The 20,562-nt window shown below is 51.0% G+C and carries 15 protein-coding genes and 1 tRNA gene; 9 read left to right on the forward strand and 7 right to left on the reverse strand.

Annotated features, from left to right (window positions below; genetic code table 11):
* Positions 1-11: 11 nt before the first annotated feature.
* From HF324_RS31115 to HF324_RS31130, 4 genes are all read left to right on the forward strand, one after another.
* A complete protein-coding gene (locus HF324_RS31115) occupies positions 12-2,186 on the forward strand; it encodes a sensor histidine kinase (RefSeq protein WP_168807466.1) in 2,175 nt (724 codons plus the stop codon).
* A 15-nt stretch (positions 2,187-2,201) separates the two neighbouring features.
* The gene (locus tag HF324_RS31120) at positions 2,202-3,299 is read left to right on the forward strand and encodes a sensor histidine kinase (RefSeq protein WP_168807468.1); all 1,098 of its coding nucleotides are present in this window, start codon (positions 2,202-2,204) and stop codon (positions 3,297-3,299) included.
* Positions 3,283-3,702 carry a response regulator gene (locus HF324_RS31125; RefSeq protein WP_078670208.1) on the forward strand — a complete coding sequence of 140 codons (420 nt, stop codon included), beginning with the start codon at positions 3,283-3,285 and terminating at the stop codon, positions 3,700-3,702. Before HF324_RS31120 ends, HF324_RS31125 begins: the two co-directional genes overlap by 17 nt.
* Positions 3,703-3,758: 56 nt before the next feature.
* Positions 3,759-3,834: transfer RNA gene (locus HF324_RS31130), tRNA-Ala, on the forward strand.
* A 67-nt stretch (positions 3,835-3,901) separates the two neighbouring features.
* On the opposite strand, the gene HF324_RS31135 is transcribed toward HF324_RS31130, so the two are convergent.
* From HF324_RS31135 to HF324_RS31160, 6 genes are all read right to left on the reverse strand, one after another.
* Positions 3,902-4,288 carry a hypothetical protein gene (locus HF324_RS31135; RefSeq protein WP_168861590.1) on the reverse strand — a complete coding sequence of 129 codons (387 nt, stop codon included), beginning with the start codon at positions 4,286-4,288 and terminating at the stop codon, positions 3,902-3,904.
* Between the two features lie 67 nt (positions 4,289-4,355).
* Complete coding sequence (locus HF324_RS31140; protein ID WP_168861591.1) at positions 4,356-5,939, reverse strand: hybrid sensor histidine kinase/response regulator; 1,584 nt, start codon at positions 5,937-5,939, stop codon at positions 4,356-4,358.
* A 29-nt stretch (positions 5,940-5,968) separates the two neighbouring features.
* Positions 5,969-6,556, reverse strand: coding sequence for a chemotaxis protein CheB (locus tag HF324_RS31145; protein ID WP_246269332.1), 588 nt, complete (start codon positions 6,554-6,556; stop codon positions 5,969-5,971).
* Positions 6,557-6,575: 19 nt separating this feature from the next.
* A complete protein-coding gene (locus HF324_RS31150) occupies positions 6,576-7,403 on the reverse strand; it encodes a CheR family methyltransferase (RefSeq protein ID WP_258539335.1) in 828 nt (275 codons plus the stop codon).
* A 3-nt stretch (positions 7,404-7,406) separates the two neighbouring features.
* Positions 7,407-7,781: a response regulator gene (locus HF324_RS31155; protein ID WP_168807474.1), complete on the reverse strand. Its 375-nt coding sequence runs from the start codon at positions 7,779-7,781 to the stop codon at positions 7,407-7,409.
* Positions 7,782-7,783: 2 nt separating this feature from the next.
* Positions 7,784-11,812, reverse strand: a complete 4,029-nt coding sequence (locus HF324_RS31160) for a response regulator (protein WP_168861592.1) — start codon at positions 11,810-11,812, stop codon at positions 7,784-7,786.
* Positions 11,813-11,949: 137 nt separating this feature from the next.
* Between HF324_RS31160 and HF324_RS31165 the strand changes: the two genes are divergently transcribed.
* Positions 11,950-12,357 carry a response regulator gene (locus tag HF324_RS31165; RefSeq protein ID WP_168861593.1) on the forward strand — a complete coding sequence of 136 codons (408 nt, stop codon included), beginning with the start codon at positions 11,950-11,952 and terminating at the stop codon, positions 12,355-12,357.
* A 277-nt stretch (positions 12,358-12,634) separates the two neighbouring features.
* Positions 12,635-14,929 carry a tetratricopeptide repeat protein gene (locus HF324_RS31170; RefSeq protein WP_168861594.1) on the forward strand — a complete coding sequence of 765 codons (2,295 nt, stop codon included), beginning with the start codon at positions 12,635-12,637 and terminating at the stop codon, positions 14,927-14,929.
* Positions 14,930-15,113: 184 nt separating this feature from the next.
* Here the strand turns inward: HF324_RS31170 and HF324_RS31175 are convergent, their stop codons facing one another.
* Positions 15,114-16,337: an ROK family protein gene (locus HF324_RS31175; RefSeq protein ID WP_168807482.1), complete on the reverse strand. Its 1,224-nt coding sequence runs from the start codon at positions 16,335-16,337 to the stop codon at positions 15,114-15,116.
* Positions 16,338-16,543: 206 nt separating this feature from the next.
* Here HF324_RS31175 and HF324_RS31180 point away from each other — a divergent pair, with 206 nt between their 5' ends.
* Genes HF324_RS31180 through HF324_RS31190 form a run of 3 tightly spaced genes read left to right on the forward strand, consistent with a single transcriptional unit; the run spans position 16,544 to position 20,560 of the window.
* Positions 16,544-18,406: an FAD-dependent oxidoreductase gene (locus HF324_RS31180; RefSeq protein ID WP_168861595.1), complete on the forward strand. Its 1,863-nt coding sequence runs from the start codon at positions 16,544-16,546 to the stop codon at positions 18,404-18,406.
* Positions 18,407-18,418: 12 nt separating this feature from the next.
* Positions 18,419-19,351 (forward strand): DUF4434 domain-containing protein, encoded by a 933-nt coding sequence (locus HF324_RS31185; protein ID WP_168807486.1) that lies wholly within the window; start codon positions 18,419-18,421, stop codon positions 19,349-19,351.
* A gap of 3 nt (positions 19,352-19,354) precedes the next feature.
* Complete coding sequence (locus HF324_RS31190; protein ID WP_220100648.1) at positions 19,355-20,560, forward strand: n-acyl-d-glucosamine 2-epimerase; 1,206 nt, start codon at positions 19,355-19,357, stop codon at positions 20,558-20,560.
* Positions 20,561-20,562 lie beyond the last annotated feature (2 nt).

Here is a 20,562-nt window from a genome sequence, read left to right on the forward strand (position 1 = left end):
CGACATAAGGTATGCGACTTCTGATCAGACCGGCATTTTACAGGTTCGTATGCCTGTTGCTGTTAGTAACAGTCCGATGGATACCCGCCTGGGCAGATACGATCAACATCTCCCCCAACTACCCGATCCAACTGGCCGAATACGGTCAGCTGGAATACCTGCTGGACCCGGCCGGCCACCTCACCTTTGCAGAAGTGGAGCATTCCCCCGGCTTCCAGAAGCTGCAGAAACAGATCCCTAATTTCGGTCTCACCAAAGACGCCATCTGGCTCCGCTTCACCGTCAAAAACAATACACAGCAGCCGGAGCTGATGTTTAATATCACCTATCCCATCCTGGACCTGATAGACCTCTACTACCCCGGCCCCGACAACCGCTACGAAGTGATTCCCGGCGGGGAACTGCGGCCTTTTAAAAAGAGGCCGGTCGTTCACCAGAACTTCGTTTACAACATCAGCATCCCTAACGGCACCGCTCAAACCTTTTACGTACGCATACAAAGCCGGGAGACCATCCTGGTACCCATTTATATCGGGACCTCCCGCGAGATATACAGTAAGCTGTACAACGATGACCTGCTGTTGTCTATCTACATCGGCATCATCCTCGTCATGATTTTCTACAATATCTTCATTTTCTCTTCCGTAAGGGACTGGAGCTATTTCTACTACATCATCTATATCGCCTGCGTAGGCCTTACCCAGCTGTGCCTGCACGGCTTCGGGTACCGTTTCTTCTGGCATGAAAACCTGTATATCACCGAACAAAGCGTGCTGTGGGCCGGCGCCCTCTCCGGCATTTCCGTGCTGGTGTTTGTACAGAGCTTCCTTCATGTAAGGGAAAAAGCCCCCTGGGCTTACCGGATCATGAACCTCTTTGTGATCGTTTACTCCAGCACCATCGTTTTATCATTGCTGGGCTACTTCTCGATCGCCTATGCGCTGATCGACTTCCTTGCCATCACCGGCGTGAGCTTTATCCTGCTGTTCGCCATCATGCAGGCCGTCAAACACTCCCGCACCGCCAAAATATTCGTACTGGCATGGACGGTATTCATCCTGGCTATCATCTGCTTTGTGCTGAAAGACGTGGGCATCATCCCCTATAATATCTTTACCAGCCACATTATTGTCATAGGGTCGGCGATAGAAGTCATCCTCCTGTCTTTCGCCCTGGCCGACAAAATCAATACCTTTAAGGCGGAAAAAGAAGCTTCGCAGGCCATCGCCCTCGAGATCTCCAAAGAAAACGAACAGCTGGTAAGGGAACAAAATATCATACTGGAAGCCAAAGTACAGGAACGCACCGAAGAACTGCAAAACAGTAACCGGGACCTGAACGTGGCGCTGACCAACCTGAAAGACACCCAGACACGGCTGGTGGAAAAGGAAAAAATGGCGTCCCTGGGTCAGCTGACTGCCGGTATCGCCCATGAAATCAACAACCCGATCAACTTTGTCACCTCCAATATCAAGCCCCTGAAATTGGATATCGCCGACCTGCAAGCCCTGCTCAACCGCTACGACGGGCTGGCCGGCAAAGCCGATATACCGGGCGAGCTGAAGTCCATCGAACAGTTCAAGCGGGAAATCGATATAGACTATATCCACGAAGAAATCTCATCCCTGATCAAAGGCATCGAAGACGGCGCCGCCCGTACCGCAGAGATCGTAAAAGGGCTGCGTACCTTCAGCCGCCTGGACGAAAGCGACGTGAAATCCATCGACATCCACGAAGGGCTGGACTCTACGCTGGTACTGCTTCGCAACGCTATTCCGCCCAATGTGAACATCATCAAAGATTACGCAGAACTGCCCAAAGTGGAATGCTACGCCGGGAAGATCAACCAGGTGTTCATGAATATCTTTTCCAACGCGCTGAATGCGATCAAAAGCAAAAAGGAGCAGCATGACGAATCCATTACCATCACCACCCGGCAGGAAGGCCAAACTGTCATTATCCGGATCAGGGATACCGGTATCGGCATGTCAGAGGAGGTGCAACAGAAGATCTTCGACCCCTTCTTTACCACCAAGGACGTAGGGGAAGGAACAGGGCTCGGACTTTCTATCGTATTCAGCATCATAGAGAAACACAAGGGTAAAATCATCGTAAATTCCACCCCCGGGCAGGGAGCGGAATTTATTATATATTTACCTCTCAACATCACGAATCATCAATCTTAACCATAAGACCCTTTAATGAAAGAAAACCGCATTAGAATATTATATATCGATGATGAAATCCATAATCTGAACGCCTTCAAGGCCAGCTTCCGCAGGAGTTACGAGATTTACACCGCTAACTCTGCACAGGAAGGCAAGCAACTGCTGAAGGAGATTATGGTCCATATCATCATAGCGGACCAGAAAATGCCTGTTTCTACCGGGGTGGAGTTTTTTAACGAAATAAAAGACACCCTCCCCGACCCGATGCGCATTTTGCTGACCGGTTATACCGATGTGGAAGACATCATTGATGCCATCAACAAGGGGCATATCTTTTCCTATATCAAGAAACCCTGGGATGAGCATGAACTGCATAAAACGATCAACAACGCTTATGAGATCTATGCCACCCGCAAGCAGCTCAAGGAAAAGATCGTGGAACTGGAAAAAACCAATGATGAGCTCAACCGCTTTATCTACTCCACCTCGCATGACCTGCGCTCCCCGCTGATGTCTGTACTGGGCATTATTAACCTCTCGCGGCTCGACAATTCTGTGGTAGACCCCAACGGCTATATGAACATGGTGGAATCCTGTGTGCTGAAGCTGGATGGATTTATCCAGAAAATTATCGAATATTACCGTAATTCCCGGCTGGAAGTAGAGTACGAGAAAATCGACTTCAACAACCTGCTGAATGATTGTATCACCGCTTTTCAGCCACAGAATACGGCCATACACTTCCATACCCATGTAGACCAGGTAGCCGAATTCCGGGGCGATACCTTCCGGATCAGCGTTATTTTAAACAATCTTATTTCCAACGCTGTTAAGTACCAAAAACCGGAAGAACCAGAACCGATGGTCAATCTGTCGGTAAAAGTGGAACCGCATAAAGCTACCATTTGCATCCGGGACAATGGTATCGGTATTCTGAGCGAGCATCTGAACAATATCTTTAAAATGTTCTTTCGCTCCAAGAACAACAATAAACCAGGAAGTGGCATTGGCCTGTATATCGTAAAAGAAGCCCTTAGCAAAATTGGCGGTACTATAAATGTAGAGTCCAAATACGGCGAGGGCACCCAATTTGAAATTACCATCCCGAACAGAAATGAATTCGATACCTGACCTGCGCGTCATATTGATAGATGACAATGAGATTGATTTATTGCTGCATGAGAAGTTGATTACATTTCAACAAATCAGCAGAACGGTGATTTCATTCGCCAACGCCAACAAAGCCCTGGAGTTTTTATCGTCCAACATCGCCCTGCCCAAAATTCCCCCGACGATCATCCTGCTGGATATCCAGATGCCAGAAATGGATGGCTTCGAATTCCTGCAGGCGTTCGATACCTACCCCCAGAAAATCAAGTCGCAGTGCCATATTGTAATGGTTTCCTCTTCGCTTGATTACGGCGATATCACCCGCACCAACGCCAATCCGCTGGTCATCAAATTACTCCGCAAACCCTTGCTGCTAAAGGAACTGAAGGAGACCGTGGAAGGAATTTTCAAAGATTTTGTGTAAAAAGTTGGCGAATTCAGAAAATTATCTATTTTTGCATTCCCGAAAGGGAAAAATATGGGGGATTAGCTCATCTGGTAGAGCGCAAGCATGGCATGTTTGAGGTGAGCGGTTCGAGCCCGCTATCCTCCACCAAAAATCTCTAAAACCCGCGCTAAGCGCGGGTTTTCTGTTTATACTAAGGACATGGATTTTTTACCCCCTATCTGCTGATACACCGTTTTTCCAGTACAGCCAGTCCTCCTACCACTACCACCTGCAACACCAGGAAAACAGCGCCGAAGATTGCAGCACTTCCAACATAACCGATCACCAGCCCGATACTGACCAACGTCCAGAATGCATTGGCATATATCAGCAGCCGTACCCATCCCACAACCGGACTGTCCCTCATTGCCAGCCATAAAGCCACCAGCGCATACAGTAAGGTCACCGCCGACACAAACACCACCAGCGAAACAGGAAGGCCGAGAAAAGACGCCAGCACTTTATATGCCGCGAGACCAATAACCGCCGTGCCGGAACCAAGTGCAAAATCAGCCCATAAAATTTTTTTCAGCAACGCCGGCTTTGAAATGTAATAAGACATATGATAAAGCTTAAAAGAAAGACAAACGCCTCCTTACCCTTACAACGCAAAGAGCAAGCTATCCCTATCATGCCACCGGCACTTTCACCTGCTTTACAGGCAATACCATAATGAAGGAAGTACCCTCACCTTCCACACTTGTGGCGGTAATAGTACCCTGATGTTTGTCAATTACTTTTTTGGCGATAGCCAGTCCTATACCAGTGCCTTCGTAGTGGTCTGCGTTGTGCAGTCGCTGAAAAATGGTAAAGATTTTAGAGAGATATTTTTCGTTGAACCCGATACCGTTGTCCCGGATGACGATACGGCAAAAGTCGGCATTGCTCTCTGAAGGATTGTCAATAGCGCCCCCCTTGATCATTTCGGAAGAGATATGAATTTCCGGCGCCTGATCTTTGCGGGAAAATTTAAGCGCGTTGCTGATAATATTCTGGAACACCTGCCGGATCTGCCCAGGAACCGCTTCAATTTGTGGCAAATTTTCCACACGCACCACAGCATTTTTCTCGGTGATGGTCAGTTCGAGGTCGCTGATGATTTCCTGCACCACCACATTGAGGTCGGTAATTTCGTATATGCTTGCTGCCGAAAGGCGGGAGTAGTTCAGCAGATCGTTGATAAGCCGGGCCATTCTTTCCGACGAGCCTACGATCCTTTCCATGTAGGACATGGCACCGGGATCGGTTTTCAGGAAGCGGTCGCGTACAATGGCGCCAAACAGCTGTATTTTACGCAAGGGTTCCTTGAGGTCATGCGAGGCTACGGAGGCAAACTGCTGCAGGTCGTGGTTACTGGCTTCCAGCGACTTGTTGATTTCGACCAGCTCTTCGGTGCGTTCCCGTACTTTCTGCTCCAGTATTTCGTTGGCCTGTTTTTGATGAGCGATATCAGTGAAAGTACCGATCCATTTGCTGATGCCGGCGCTTTCCCGCACGGGGATAATACGCAGCAGGTGGCAGCGGAAGCTGTTGTCTGTACGGTCTTTCAGGTAGACTTCCTTTTCCAGCGGCAGTCCGGCACGCAGGGTGTCATCGAGACATTGCCGCAGGCTCTTGTCCATCGGCAGCGTTTCCGGTAGCTGCTGCAGGCCGTCGGCGTACTTAAACCAGTTGCGGTTGGCGTATTCTATCTGCCCGTCGGGGGTAACCGTGAAGGCTATCTGGGGCAGCACCTCCAGCATGGTATGCAGTTCATTTACTTTTTCACTGAGCGCGCTCTGCGCCAGCTTGCGGACTTCCACTTCTTCCTGGAGCGACTGGTGCATCTGCTTCAGCTCCTGTGACTGCTGGTAAAGCCGGGAAAAAGTTTTCACCTTCATCAACAGCACATCGGGATCTACCGGTTTGGTGAGATAGTCGATGCCTCCTGAATCGTAGCCTTTTACAATAAAACGTTTCTCTTTGTTAACGGCAGACAGGAATATGATGGGAATATCTTTCGCTTTGCTGTAGCCGGAGATGGCTTCTGCCACTTCGAAGCCGTCCATGCTGGGCATCTGTACGTCCAGGATGATCAGGGTATAACTGTGCTTCAGTATTTTCTTTAACGCCTCTTCGCCGGACAGGGCTGTATCCACTTCAAACTGATACAGCTCAAGCGTTTTCCGGATGGATAAAATATTCTCTGGCTTATCATCAACAATCAAAATCATACAAAAAATACATTTTCAATAACCATACCTCAACCGGCCAGCACGCCGGCAAAATTATTAATAAAAGAAGCCATTACATCGGCCGCCAGCACATGATCTACCGGCACTGTCTGTATGGCATGACGGGGCATAAAATCCACGGTGGCCGTCTCCGGGTCCTGTACCATAGTAATGCCGCCGGCCTCGTGTACATCCGCCAGTCCCTCTACGCCGTCGCTGTTGGCGCCGGACAATAATACAGCCATAGTGTCCTCGCCGAATACAGCGGCGGCTGAACTGAAGGTAACGTCTATACTGGGCCGGCTGAAGTGTATCTTTTCGGAATAATCCAGGCTCAGGGTGTGGTCTGTTTCCACCAGCAGGTGATAATCTCCTGGCGCAATGTAAATGGCGCCCGGCAGGAGCGGTTCTTTCTCTTCCGCCTCGTGCACGGGCAACGTGGTTTTGGCTGACAGCAGTTCCGCCAGCATAGAGTCCGTACGGCTTTGCCGGTGCAGCACAATGATTACTGCGGCATTCATCCGGGAAGACAAACCGGGCAACAACGTCAGGATAGCCTGTAAACCACCGGCGGAGCCACCGATCAGCACCACACGGGAAGCTGTAGCCATAGACATAAGGGCAATAATTTATTAATTACAGATGATGTTTACGCCAGATTTTCTCCCTGCCATCCAGCTGCCTGAACTGTGCCGACACGCTGGTAAAATTAAGCGATTCCTTACTCCCCAGTGCCAGGAAGCCCAGGGGTTCCAGGCTGTCACAAAACAGCCGCAGCACTTTGTCCTGCAGCGTCTTATTAAAATAGATCAGCACATTCCGGCAGATGATCAGTTGAAATTCATTAAAGGAACCATCCGTCACCAGGTTATGCGGAGAAAAAATGATCTTTCCGCCGAGGTCCTGCCTGAACTTGGCGTACTCGTAGTTGGCGGTATAGTACGAAGAAAAGTCCTCCAGGCCGCCCGCTTCCATATAGTTGCGCGAATATTGCTGCATCTGTGAAAGCGGGAAAATGCCGGTCCGCCCTTTCTCCAGCACGCTGGTGTTGATATCCGTTGCATAAATCACCGATTTGTGCAACAAGCCTGCTTCTTTCAGCAGGATAGCAAAAGAGTACACTTCTTCCCCCGTAGAACAGCCGGCATGCCATATCCGTATCAGCGGATAAGTGGCCAGCACCGGCAACACCTGCTGGCGAAGCGCATAATAAAACTGCGGATCACGGAACATCTCCGTTACATTCACCGTGATCTCCTCCACAAAACGCAGTGCATAGCCTGCATCTGAAATAATACGATAACGGAATTCGGCGAAGCTCGGGAAACGGTCAGCCTGGAAAAGATGGTTTACCCGCCTGTTAATAGACGCATGCGCGTACTCGGTGAAGTCGTACCCGTATCTTTCCAGCACATCGTTGAGCAACATGCTTACTTCCTGTTCACTGATATGATTCCTGTGCACCGGCTATACGAATAAATATTGATGTAGCTGCGACAGCAACACATCTACATCAACAGGTTTTGAAATATAATCGTCGGCGCCGGCCTCGAGGCATTTCTCCCGGTCGCCCACCATGGCTTTGGCCGTGACGGCGATAATCGGCAGATGCGACTCCCCTTCTTTGGCCCGCAGCGCAGCGATGGTTTCATAGCCGTCCATGTCCGGCATCATGATATCCATCAGTACTACGCCTACTTCATGTACACCCTCCAGCAGCGCCAGCCCTTCAGCCCCTGTGGAAGCTGATATGCAGGATATACCCCGGGAGCGCAGCACCGCCTTCAGCGCAAAAATATTGCGGGCATCATCATCTATTATCAGTACTTTTTTCTGCTCCATAGCTATTTCATGCCTTTATCGTATAACCATACGCGTAATAAAGAGATTAACTGGTCTACATCCACGGGCTTGGAAATATAATCCGAAGCGCCGGCCTTCAGACATTTCTCCCGGTCGCCCATCATGGCTTTGGCCGTAACGGCAATCACCGGCAGGTGCGCCATGGACAGTTGTTTTCTGATAGCGGCAATGGCATCATAACCATCCATTTCCGGCATCATCATATCCATGAGTACAATATCCACCGTGTGCTCGTTCAGCTGCTGCAATGCTTCTTTGCCGTCTACCGCAGAAAGGACTTTCATCTGATGCATTTCCAGCGCCTTGGTCAGCGAGAAGATATTCCGTACATCATCGTCGGCAACGAGTACCGTTTTGCCTTTCAGCACTTCGTTGAGCAACGCCGTCTTACCATTGCCGCTCTGTGAGACGGCATTATTCTCCGACACCAGGTGCAGGAACAACGACACTTCGTCCAGCATACGCTGATAGGAATGCGCCGTTTTCACCACAATGGAATCAGCGTACTGCCGTATACGTTGTTCCTCAGCCCGTGAAAGGCTTTTACCGGTAAAGATGATGATAGGCAGGTTTTCCAGCCCTTTGATTTCCTTGACGGTCTCCAGGGCTTCGTAAGCCTGCTGGTCCGGGATGCCCATGTCCAGGATCACACAGTCCACATCTTTTTGCTGCAACAGCTGCACGCCTTCGCCTACAGTGCTGCTGATTTCCGAATTCACCTGGTAGTTACCGAGGAAATAAGCCAGCGCCTTGGCATGCTTAGCGTTCTCTTCGAGTATCAGCACTTTTTTGGTGGACCGCTGCAGCACAAATTCCAGTTTTTCAAAGATGTGTTGCATACTTTCCATGGTGACCGGCTTGCTCACAAAGTCCACCGCGCCTTTCATCAGGCTTTCTTTTTTCGCTTCCAGCGATGAGATGATATGCACGGGTATCGGACGGGTGGCCGGATCGCTTTTCAGCTCCTCCATCACCTGCCAGCCGTCTTTCACGGGCAACTGGATATCGAGCAGGATGCCGACCGGCCTGTACTTACGGGCCAGTTCTCCGGCCATATCTCCTCTTACTGTCACCACGCCTTTATATCCGCGCTGACGGGTGAAGTCGAGCAACGCTTTTGCAAAATAAGTATCGTCTTCCACAATGAGCACCGTGGAATCTCCCGGCTGGATATGGTCCCGGTCATCAGGAATATCTGCCGGGATCAGCGGCGCCAGATAAGAGATCCCATCTCTGGCAGACAGTCCTTCATCTACCACGGTAGGTTCTTTAACGGTAGCCGGTGCAAATGCCGGCGCTGCAACCGTCCGCTCATTTTTTCGTACTACCGGTACCGTTATAGAGAATTCGCTGCCGTCGTTGCCGTTGCTTACCAGGGAGATATGTCCACCCAGCAGTTTGGCCAGTTCGCGGCTGATAGACAGCCCCAGCCCGGTGCCGCCGTACTTGCGGCGGGTAGAGCCATCTGCCTGCTGGAAGGCTTCGAAGATCACCTGTTGTTTTTCTTCCGGGATACCGATGCCGGTATCTTTCACGGCAAAACGAATGGTACCCGGTATATCACCCGCCTGCGCCGACAGGGTTACGGAACCTTTGGCAGTAAACTTCAGCGCATTGGACAACAGGTTTTTCAATATCTGTTCCAGCCTGGTCTGGTCTGTTTCTATAGACGCCGGCGCGCCGGAAGCAGCAGACAATTGCAGCGTCAGTCCCTTATCCCGCGCAATCGGCTCAAACAGCGCCTGCATATTGGAGAAAATGTTATCAATCGATACCTGGCTGTATTCCAGCTCCATCTTACCGGATTCTATCTTCGACAGGTCCAGTATTTCGTCGATCAGCGTCAGCAGTCCTTTACCGGAAGAGTTGATCACCTGTGCATATTCTACCTGGTCTGCATTCAGGTTGTGGTCGTGGTTTTCAGACAACAACCGCGACAGCAGCAGGATGGAGTTGAGCGGTGTACGCAGCTCGTGCGACATATTGGCGAGGAACTCGGATTTGTATTTTGTGCTCAGCGCCAGCTCCTCTGCTTTTTTATGGATGTCCAGGTTGCGCTCCACGATGATCTGGTTTTTTTCTTCCAGCAGGCGGCTTCTCTCTTCCAGCTCGGCATTGGACTGCATCAGTTCTTCCTGCTGTACTTTCAGTTCTTCTTCCGACACCTGCAGTTTCTGGGTCTGTGCTTCCAGTTCAGCGTTGAGGCTTTCCAGTTCGCTGTGCTGCACCTGCAGCTCTTCGGCCTGTGACTGTGTTTCTTCCAGCAGTTCCTGCAGGCGGATGCGGCTGCGGGTGCTTTGTATGGCCACCGCTATACTGTAGGAGGCCCGCTTCAGGTATTGCAGGGCGCTTTCAGAGAAGGGAAACAACGATCCTATCTCCACCACGCCTTCCGCGATGCCGGCATGTATCAGCGGCATAATCAGCACGTGTCCCGGTTGGGACGATGCCGTGCCGCCGGCGATATGCAGGAAATCGTCGGGAGCTTCGCGGAGATGGATCAGCCCCCGTTGCTGCAACGCCTGTCCCATCAGGGTTTTACCGGCAGCCACCACAGGAGGCGCCGGGTACTGGTCTGACAGGGCATGACCTGCGGAGAAATGCAGGTCCCCATTCTGCCGGATATAGAGCACGCCTGTTTGTGCGCCGGTATAATTCACGAGATCTGACAGCGCATCGTTGGTGAGGGAATGCATATCTCTTTCTGCCAGCAGGGTCTCGGTGATCTTGTTGAGCCCGGCTTGTATCCATATTTCCTTTTCATTTGCTTCCCGGAAAACCTTCAGATCGGCTGCCATCTGCACGATCGCATTACCCAGCGTATCGTCTGCACTGCGGGGCTTCACGGCAATATTAAAATCTCCCTTCCCAATGCTGTCTGCCGCAATAGCCAGCTCCTGCCCTGTTTGATCGATGGCGCCCAGTGATTTGGAAAGGCTGCCGATGGCATCTTTGGTGCGGATATCGGGCGCTTCGCCGCTCATGCCTTTAGCGATCTTATCGGCTGCAGAACGAAGAATATTCAAACTCTCCGTGATGGTGTTGGCGGTGTAGGTAACGAAGGCAATAACGATCACCACTATCAGTACCAGGAAAATGAGGTAACGTGTTTTAAGATCGTTTTCTTTTTGGGAGATGGTACGGGCTTCCCTGCTTACCTTGTCTACAATGCTGCGTTGCAATTGTTTCAGCTGGTCCACTGCCATGCTGGAGTTGTCCCACCAGGAGTCGGCATTAAAAAGCGTATCTATTTTCCTGTTTTTGATGGTGCTGTTGATGAAATCCGTCGTGATGACCGCCTCGTTGCTTTTCTCCGCTTTCAGGAGCGCAGCAGCGTAGGCGGGAGAAGACTTATCGAGGAATTCGGCCCGCAGCGAGGCGTACATGTCGTTGTTGTTTTCGATACGGGAGAAATCATCCGGCCATACTTCCTTTTTCAGGATGAAGTAATAAATGTCCATACGTATCAGGCCCTGGTAGGCTGCCATCTGCGCCAGCAGGTACTGGGAGCTGAGGTCCTGCTGCAGGGTTTTCAGCACCGCGATATCGGGCGTACTGGCATGTGCGAGGTTGTTGAGCCGGAAGATCAGGTTGGAATAATAATCCAGCACTTCCCGCTGCGGCATGGACTTGTTGTCAATCTCTTTTCTTTTTTTCGGAAGCGTATTGAGCAGCGAATAGGTAAAGAACCGGCTATCAGCAGCCAGCAGCCTGGACTTTACGGCATCGATGGAGAGGTCCGTTTTGGCCCGCTGCATCAGTAGCTCGTTCATAGAATAGTTGCCCAGCACATAGTTGACGCTGGCGCGGCGTTCCATGTGTATTTCATCGGCCACTTTCATGATAGTGGTAGCTGTATTGACGTCCTGTAGCAGGTTTTCGATGCTGCGGATATCCTCACTCTGTTTGTTGAAAATCTGGATACCCAGATAGATAAGGCATATCAAGGGAACAATAGCAATCAGGAATAACTTCCTGGGCAGTGGCAGCTGCATAAAAAATTTCTTCATCCGCCTGAGCTCGTTTAATTTTTATCAGGAAAAAATAAATACCGGGTAAATGGCTTCACAAACCGTATACCTAAGAATAAACCGGTGCTATGAAAATAACAACAAAATCATAAATTTGTCTTTATTCTAAATCTCATATGGTGAGCTGTAAGTATTCCTCTGTACTTTTAATTGATGATGATATTGACGACAGGATGATATTTGGCGACGTGTTGAAGGAATTGGTGCCGGATATTATTTACAATGAAGCCATCAATGGTGAAGATGCCCTGGCCAAGCTGGAAGCAGGGCTTGTACCGGACCTGATCTTCCTGGACCTGAATATGCCGCGGGTAGACGGCAAGCAGTTCCTGGCAGAATTACGGCAGATAACGCATCTTCGTCATATCCCGGTGATTATCTATACCACCTCGTCCCATGAATCCGATAAAAAGGAAACCCGAGCGCTGGGCGCCTCGTACTTTATTACCAAGCCCAATAGCCTGCACGAGCTGAATCAGCTGCTAAAAGGTATACTGGAGCATACTATTCAATATTCCCTGTAGCTATACCGCATTGAAAAAGGCCTTGCAAGGAATTGCATGGCCGGATATTTATAATTGTTAAGATATTCGTTTTTGTTGCCGGAAAGACCTGACAGGACTTGGAAAGTTTCCCCAGACACGCACCCACCGCGGCTTTCCTGTACAGGCAGTGAAATTTTGCAGCATCCCGATTAATCCAATAAATATATATAAACGATTTTAATATTCAGAAATTGTTTGTGAAGCTGGACAACCTGCTTCAAACTTAATAAATTGCACGTTCTAATCTAATGGTATTATGAATCTGGAAGAACTGGAAAGGCTGTATCAGGAACAGGCGTACACGGTAGCGACGATTGAACTGGAGACATATCTGGAAACGCACCCCGCGGAAGCCGCGGCGTGGTACCTGATGGGCAAGTGCCGGCTGGAAATAGCCAAATCCGCGGAAGACAGGGAGGAAATGATCACTGCATACCAAACTGCATACGAAGCATTCACCAAAGCGCTGGAATATGACCCCCAACACGTTCAGGCGAGGGTACACCGCGCCTATATGGGCGCCAATGTCATCAACGACAAAGTGGAGGAAACACTGGAGGACTGCCAGCACATCATCGACAACGGCGACGACGAACTGATCACCAAAGCACTGCTGTACCGCTTTCAGATATGGGTGCTGCTCAACGAAACAGACAAAGCGCTGGCCGATATGCAGCGCAACCTGGAAATCTACCAGTCGCTCTACCACGACGATCTGCCGCAGCTCAACGTGGCAAAGTTCCAATGCTACACCCGCATCGGCGACGTATACTACCACAACGACCATAAGCCCACCGCGCTGGATTATTACCGGCAGGCATTCCAATGCACCGTTTACAACAACAGGACGCTCTCCACCCTGCAGTTCGCCCTGGAAATGGCGGATTACGACTTTGCCGCGGAAATGCTGCATATCGCCAGCACCTCCGGTGAACAGGAAGAGGAAGACATGCTGAAAATCCTTCAGGAGGTGAAAGCATTGCTGGACCAGGGCGTAAGGCACCCGGCGCTGGCGAGGGAATTCTGCTGGGGCACCATCGACTTCTGGCACCAGTTCTACGGGGAAGATGAGGCAGAAGGCACGCTGGAACAGATATCCACCGGCAAACGTTTTATCACGTTGTACCCGGAAGAAAGCTACTTTTATCACTTTACCGCCACAGCCCTCTTCAATATCGGCAGCTTCAGCGAATCGCTGCCGTACTACGAAAAAGCCATGGCCCTCCGGGCTTACCCGTCCACCATTATCCGGTGGTATTATGCCTACTATAAAACACACGGGCAATTCCCGGACAGCTGGACCGACATCGATTATCCCATTGCCTACGACTGGTACACCGCCGGCGTGGTATGCAATGAACTGCTGCAGGATGAACAGGACGCCACCAATAGGCAGCTACTGACGCAACTGAAAAAGTACCTGTACCAGAAAGCCTATGCCCTGTATTACCCGTACTGGTACGAAAATACAGGCTCGTCTTATGCCGGACACCCGCACCATTTCGCGATGTGCTGCAATAACTACGGCATCACCCTGTTTGAACTGGGCGCATATGAAGAAGCTATCCACATCCACAGCGTAGGCTACAATATGTCGCCGTTCTGGGAACAACTGGAATCCCGCGCAGATGCGTTCCACCAGCTGGGTAAATACGCCGAGGCTGTGGCCGACCGGCAGATGATCCTCAATACGTTCATCTCCACCCTGCCACTGGTGTACTATGTATCCATTCACGAACGGATCATTGAAGACCTGACCGCCCTGGAACGCTACGATGAAGCCATGGCCCTGTACAACAAGATCCTCGCGGAATACGAAGAATGGATCGCCGGCGATATGAATGAACTGGAAGAAGAAGAACGAGACATTATCATCTACAACATAGACCGCATTAAAACCGGCCGCGCCTTTATCAGGACAGACAGCCAGGACGACCTGCACGAGAGGATCCTGGCGCTGGAAAAACATCTCGAGGAAAAACCGGACGACAGCGATGCCTATTTCAACCTGATGTACCTGTATTATGACAACGGCCAGTATGAACACTGTATCGGCGCTGTCAATAATCGTATATCCATCGGCGGTATCGCTAAACTACCGCTGGTATCGCAGATGAAAATTTATTATTTCAGGGGTAAAGCAGCCCTTAAACTGGAACGCTATGACGCCGCCATACAGGATATGCTGCAAACCCTTGATATCATGTCCCGCGGTGATGAATCGGACAACTCCCCCAACAACCGCTGCGGCGTATATGCCTTTCTCGCGGAAGCCTACCTCGGGCTGCAGGATTACGACAACGCCCTGTTGTATGCCAACCAGTGCGTACAAACCTATAAAGAGATGAACTGGAGCTGGGATGCAGAATCCTCAGCGTTCTATTACACCATGGCGCTGGCACAGGAAGGAAAGGGCGACCTGGCCGCCTGCCGGAAAACCATCGACCGTATTCTTGAAAAAGACCCGGGCTTCCAGCCGGCAGTCAGCAAAAAAGCAGGCCTGAAAAATAACGGCGGACTGTTTTCTTTCCTGAGGAAGAAAAAAGAGTAGATCACACAACGCTTTCGCGCAAAGATCTCAAAGAGAGCAAAGGCGCAAAGATCATATAAGCGAGCAGAGAAAGCAAAGGAGCGAAGATCACAATATGTCTTCGCTCCTTTGCTTTCTTATTAAAACTTAAACAAAATCTTTGCGCCTTTGCTCTCTTTGCGATCTTTGCGTGAACCAACGAACACTAATTAATCAGCACTTTATTCCTTACCAGCAGGCACGCACCGATAATACCCGACTTTTCCCCAAGGCTGGAGATCCGCAGCTTGGTATCGTTGTTCACCAGGCTGAGTGAATATTTATTCACGGCGCTTTTGATGGGCAGCCGGATATAGTCCTGTGTGGCAGCCAGGCTTCCGCCCAGGATCACCAGCTCAGGGTTGAAAATATTGATCAGCAGCGCAATGCCGCGGCCGAGGTTCTCACCTATTTTGGCGATCAATTCTATCGCCAGTACATCATCGTGAATGGCGGCGTCGATAATATCTTCCAGCTGGATGCTGTCCGGTGCGCCGGGCCTGCGGCTTAGCATAGACGAGGAGCCCTCCCGTAGTTTCTCCTGGAACATGCGGGTGAGCGCCCATCCGGAAGCTTCTGTTTCGAGACAACCTTTTTTCCCGCAGTGACAGATGATTTCATTGTCAAACAGGGGGATATGGCCTACTTCACCGCTGTAACCTGATTTACCGTAGTACAACTGACCGTCTATCAACACGCCCATCCCGATTCCATAATCGAGGTTCAGGAAAAGCACATTGCGTTCCCCGTGTACGGCATCGGAACAGAATTCTCCGTAGGCCATAGCGCGGGAGTCGTTTTCCAGGAAAACACGGATGCCTATTTTAGTCTCGATAATTTTACTGAGCGGCTCCTCATCGAAATAAAAGAAACTGTAGCTATAGCCGGTGGCATAGTTGATACGCCCGGAGAGGTTGATGCCGATGCCGAGTATTTTTTCCCGCGGCACAGGCAGCCCGTTGATAAAGTTGCTGATAAGCGTGCAGAGCTCTTCCAGGGAGGCTTTGTTGTTATCCAGTTTATAAGGGATGTTTTCCTCCGTGCAGACCAGGTTTTTCTGCAGGTCAGACAACCCCAGGTTAAGATGATGCTGTTTGACATCTACGCCGATAAAAAAGGCAGAATCAGGCACCAGTCCGTACAGATTGGGTTTACGGCCGCCGGTGGATTCTACTTTTCCATAATCCTTTACCAGTCCGTCCTGGATCAGGTCGTTGAGCAAGGTGGTTACTTTAGGGGCGCTGAGGTTCAGCTGCTTGCACATATCGGCAATAGTGGCATTGCCGATGTTGGCGAAGTAGGCCAGGGCGGCTTTCTTCAGGTGGATATTCTTATAGGCTACCCCGGTAACATTTTCATTGTTCAGTTCTTCGAAAAAGGTCTTAGCCATATAGTGTGCTTTACTTAATTGAGGGACCAAGTTAATAACGTTATTCTTAATAATTATTAAAAGCGGGCGTAATCAAACCGATTATTTACAGAAACGAGTAATATTTCAAAAAATATTTTATTATTTAGCAAGAATAAATAAATTTTATTAATTAGTACTACCAGTTAATAATTAAATTTTTTATTTTAGTCGTCTATCCGGTTCTTATGATTGCTATCAGACGCATACTTATCAGCCAACTTCTGTGTTTTTTTACCTGGCAACTCAGCGCCCAGTCGCTGCAGACAGACCTCCTGATCATCGGAGGGGGCGCCAGCGGCACCACCGCCGGCATACAGGCCGCCCGCATGGGCGTTAAAGTCACCATCCTGGAGGAAACGGCCTGGCTCGGCGGCATGCTCACAGCTGCCGGCGTATCCGCCATCGACGGTAATCACGCCCTCCCATCGGGCCTCTGGGGCGAATTCCGCGAAAAGCTGCACCAGCACTATGGCGGCCCCAGGGCTGTGGCCACCGGCTGGGTCAGCAACACCCTCTTTGAACCCACTGTGGGCAACCGCATCCTGCAAACGCTGGCCGCCAGGGAGAAACAGCTGCAAATACTTTTCAACACCAGCTGGACAAGTATCCAAAAAGTAAATGGCCGCTGGCAGGTGAACTTTATCCGCAACAAACGCCGCGGCACCATCGAAGCACCACTCATCATAGACGCCACCGAACTGGGCGACATCATGGCCGCCACCCGCACCGGATACCGCACCGGCATGGACAGCCGCCTCGAAACAGGTGAAGCCGTAGCTCCGCTCAAAGCCAATGACTACATCCAGGTGCTCACCTATGTGGCCACCCTGAAAGACTATGGCGCCGGCGCCGATAAAACCATCGCCCGCCCTGCCGGGTACGATCCGGCCCTCTTCCGCTGCTGCTGCGCCAACGACGATCCCTACAGCGGCAACGGCGGCAGTAAAATGAACTGCGATCATATGATGCAGTACGGCAAACTGCCCAATCATAAATACATGATCAACTGGCCCGGCTGCGGCAACGACTACCCGCTCAACGTTATAGAAATGACCCGCGATGCCCGCGCCAAAGCCCTGCAACAGGCCAAAATGCATACACTCCGGTATGTCTATTATCTGCAAACGGAACTGGGATACAAACACCTCGGCCTCGCCGACGACGAATACCCCACCGCCGATAAACTGCCCATGATCCCCTACTATCGGGAAGCCCGCCGCCTCAAAGGCGTCGCCACACTGAGCTTTAATCATCTGGCGCATCCTTTCGATCAGCCGGAAGCCTACTATCGTACGGGCATTGCCGTGGGAGACTACCCGATCGACCACCACCAGGAAAAAGACCCGGCCGTACCTAAAATAGATTTCTCCAAAGCCAAAGTGCCTTCTTACAATATTCCGCTGGGATCGCTGATACCCGATACCACAGACGGCCTGATCGTAGCGGAGAAAAGCATCAGCGTCACCAATATCGTCAACGGCGCTACCCGCCTGCAACCGGTCGTACTACAGGTGGGCCAGGCTGCCGGCGCATTGGCAGCCATCTCCCTGCAACAAAAAATACAACCCAGGCAGGTAGCGGTCAGACAGGTGCAACAAGCCCTGCTGAAAGCCGGCGTATACCTGATGCCCTACATCGACGTACCCAAAGAACATCCGCACTTCGATGCCATACAGCGTATAGGCGCCACCGGTATCCTTCGTGGCATCGGTATCCCCTACACGTGGGCCAACCAGACCTGGTTTTATCCGCAGCGCCCCATCAGTGAATACGAATTCATACAGGGGCTGCTGAGCTATTACCCGGCCGCCCGCAAACTGGCCCCCACCGGGCAGGACCTCACACCGGCGTTCCTGGTAAAAGCGCTGCAGGCCGCCGGCGCCACGGTCACCAACGACCAGCTGGCCACTGCCTGGCAGCAGCTGCAGTTCAGCAACGACCTGCGCAACGACCTGCCGCTCAACCGCGAAATGGCCGCTGTGCTCACCGATCATTTCCTTCACCCTTTCGATATTCCCGTGTCCTTTACCGGCGCTATTCAACCATAAAACAACCACACCATGAAAATAACAGGTACATTCCTCGACGAAATCAGCCACGATATCCCCCACCAGAACTGGGGCCGCGCAGAATGGGACGCCGACTTTTCCCATATGAAAGCCGTTGGCATCGACACGGTATTCCTCATCCGCAGCGGATTCCAACGCTGGCTCACCTACCCTTCCAAAGTGGTCATGCGGGAAGAAGGCGGCTATGAGCCCCCGGTGGACCTCGTGAAGATGTTCCTCGAACTGGCCGATAAACACCATATGAAATTCTACTTCGGGCTCTACGACTCCGGTAAATACTGGTGGAAAGGCGATTTCCAGAAAGAAGTGGACATCAACCTGAAAGTGATCGACGAAGTATGGAAGAATTACGGTCATTATAAATCCTTCCAGGGATGGTACCTCACGCAGGAAGTAAGCCGCCGCACCGGTAAGGTGATAGACCTCTACGCCAAGCTGGGCAAGCATTGCAAAGACATCTCCAACAACCTGCCCACGCTCATTTCTCCATGGATAGACGGCAAAAAGGCCGTCATGGCCGCTTCTTCCACTATTACCAAGGAAGACGCGGTATCATTGAAACAACATGAAAGCGAATGGAGCGAAATATTCGATGGCATCAAAGGCGTGGTAGACGCCGTAGCCTTCCAGGACGGCCATATCGAATTTCACGAGCTGCCCGATTTCTTTGCCGTCAACAAAAAAATGGCCGACCGCTACGGCATCCAATGCTGGACCAACGCCGAGTCGTTCGACCGCGACATGCCCATCAAATTCATGCCCATCAAGTTCGAAAAGCTGCGCATGAAGCTGGAAGCCGCCCGCAAAGCAGGCTACGACAAAGCCATCACCTTCGAGTTTTCCCATTTTATGAGCCCCCAGTCCGCTTACCTGCAGGCCGGGCACCTCTATAACCGCTATAAAGAATACCTCAAAACCCTCTGACGCATGAACAGAACAATGGAATTTCACGATTATGCCGCGTTATACCGCAACAACCTTCTGAATGACGTTATCCCTTTCTGGATGCAGCATTCGCCCGACAAGCAGTATGGCGGCTACTTTACCTGCCTCGACAGGGCCGGTAAAGTCTTCGACACCGATAAGTTCATCTGGCTGCAATGCCGGGAAGTATGGTGCTTCGCCATGCTGTACAACAAAGTGGAACAAAAGCAGGAATGGCTGGATATGGCTGTCCAGGGCGCGGAATTTCTCCGGAAACACGGCCGCGACAAAGACGGCAGCTGGTACTTTTCACTGACCCGCACCGGCGAACCGCTGACAGCGCCCTACAACATTTTCTCGGACTGCTTTGCCGCCATGGCTTTCGGACAGCTGTACCAGGCCACCGGCAATGCAGACTACAGCGATATTGCCATCAGCACTTTCCATAATATTCTCCGCCGGCAGGACAACCCGAAAGGACATTATTCGAAGGCCATCGCCGGCACCCGTCCCCTGCAGAATTTCGCCCTGCCCATGATCCTCTGCAATCTTGTGCTGGAGATGGAATCCCTGCTGGACAAGCAACTGGTGGAAGACACCATTCAAAAAGGCATTCACACCGTCATGGAAGTCTTCTATCAGCCGGACTCGGGGCTGATCATGGAAAACATCACGCCCGAAGGCCGGCTTTCCGATTCCTTCGAGGGCCGGCTGATCAATCCCGGCCACGGCCTGGAAGCCATGTGGTTTGTAATGGACCTGGCCACCCGCACCAATGATACCGCGCTGATCACGAAAGCCAAAGACACCGCGCTGACACTGCTGGAATACGGATGGGACAAGGAACACGGCGGCATCTTCTATTTCCTGGACGTAAAAGGGTACCCGCCGCAGCAACTGGAATGGGACCAGAAACTCTGGTGGGTGCATATTGAAACTATCATCAGCCTGCTGAAGGGCTACCTGCATACCGGCGATGAGAGATGCTGGGAGTGGTTTAAAAAAGTACACGATTATACCTGGAAACATTTCCCGGACCCTGAAAATGGTGAATGGTTTGGTTATCTTAACAGGCAGGGAGAGCCTTTGCTTCCGCTCAAAGGCGGTAAATGGAAAGGCTGTTTCCATGTGCCAAGAGGGCTTTACCAAAGCTGGAACACGCTGCAGCAGCTGGCAGCAAGGCAAACATTATCTACTCAACCGAAATAATT

This window comes from Chitinophaga oryzae (genome assembly GCF_012516375.2).
Lineage (GTDB): Bacteria > Bacteroidota > Bacteroidia > Chitinophagales > Chitinophagaceae > Chitinophaga > Chitinophaga oryzae.

Coding starts and splice junctions, on each gene's coding strand:
- HF324_RS31115 (WP_168807466.1), top strand. CDS start 12: ATGCGACTTCTGATCAGACCGGCATTTTACAGGTTCGTATGCCTGTTG.
- HF324_RS31120 (WP_168807468.1), top strand. CDS start 2,202: ATGAAAGAAAACCGCATTAGAATATTATATATCGATGATGAAATCCAT.
- HF324_RS31125 (WP_078670208.1), top strand. CDS start 3,283: ATGAATTCGATACCTGACCTGCGCGTCATATTGATAGATGACAATGAG.
- HF324_RS31135 (WP_168861590.1), bottom strand. CDS start 4,288: ATGTCTTATTACATTTCAAAGCCGGCGTTGCTGAAAAAAATTTTATGG.
- HF324_RS31140 (WP_168861591.1), bottom strand. CDS start 5,939: ATGATTTTGATTGTTGATGATAAGCCAGAGAATATTTTATCCATCCGG.
- HF324_RS31145 (WP_246269332.1), bottom strand. CDS start 6,556: ATGTCTATGGCTACAGCTTCCCGTGTGGTGCTGATCGGTGGCTCCGCC.
- HF324_RS31155 (WP_168807474.1), bottom strand. CDS start 7,781: ATGGAGCAGAAAAAAGTACTGATAATAGATGATGATGCCCGCAATATT.
- HF324_RS31160 (WP_168861592.1), bottom strand. CDS start 11,812: ATGAAGAAATTTTTTATGCAGCTGCCACTGCCCAGGAAGTTATTCCTG.
- HF324_RS31165 (WP_168861593.1), top strand. CDS start 11,950: ATGGTGAGCTGTAAGTATTCCTCTGTACTTTTAATTGATGATGATATT.
- HF324_RS31170 (WP_168861594.1), top strand. CDS start 12,635: ATGAATCTGGAAGAACTGGAAAGGCTGTATCAGGAACAGGCGTACACG.
- HF324_RS31175 (WP_168807482.1), bottom strand. CDS start 16,337: ATGGCTAAGACCTTTTTCGAAGAACTGAACAATGAAAATGTTACCGGG.
- HF324_RS31180 (WP_168861595.1), top strand. CDS start 16,544: ATGATTGCTATCAGACGCATACTTATCAGCCAACTTCTGTGTTTTTTT.
- HF324_RS31185 (WP_168807486.1), top strand. CDS start 18,419: ATGAAAATAACAGGTACATTCCTCGACGAAATCAGCCACGATATCCCC.
- HF324_RS31190 (WP_220100648.1), top strand. CDS start 19,355: ATGAACAGAACAATGGAATTTCACGATTATGCCGCGTTATACCGCAAC.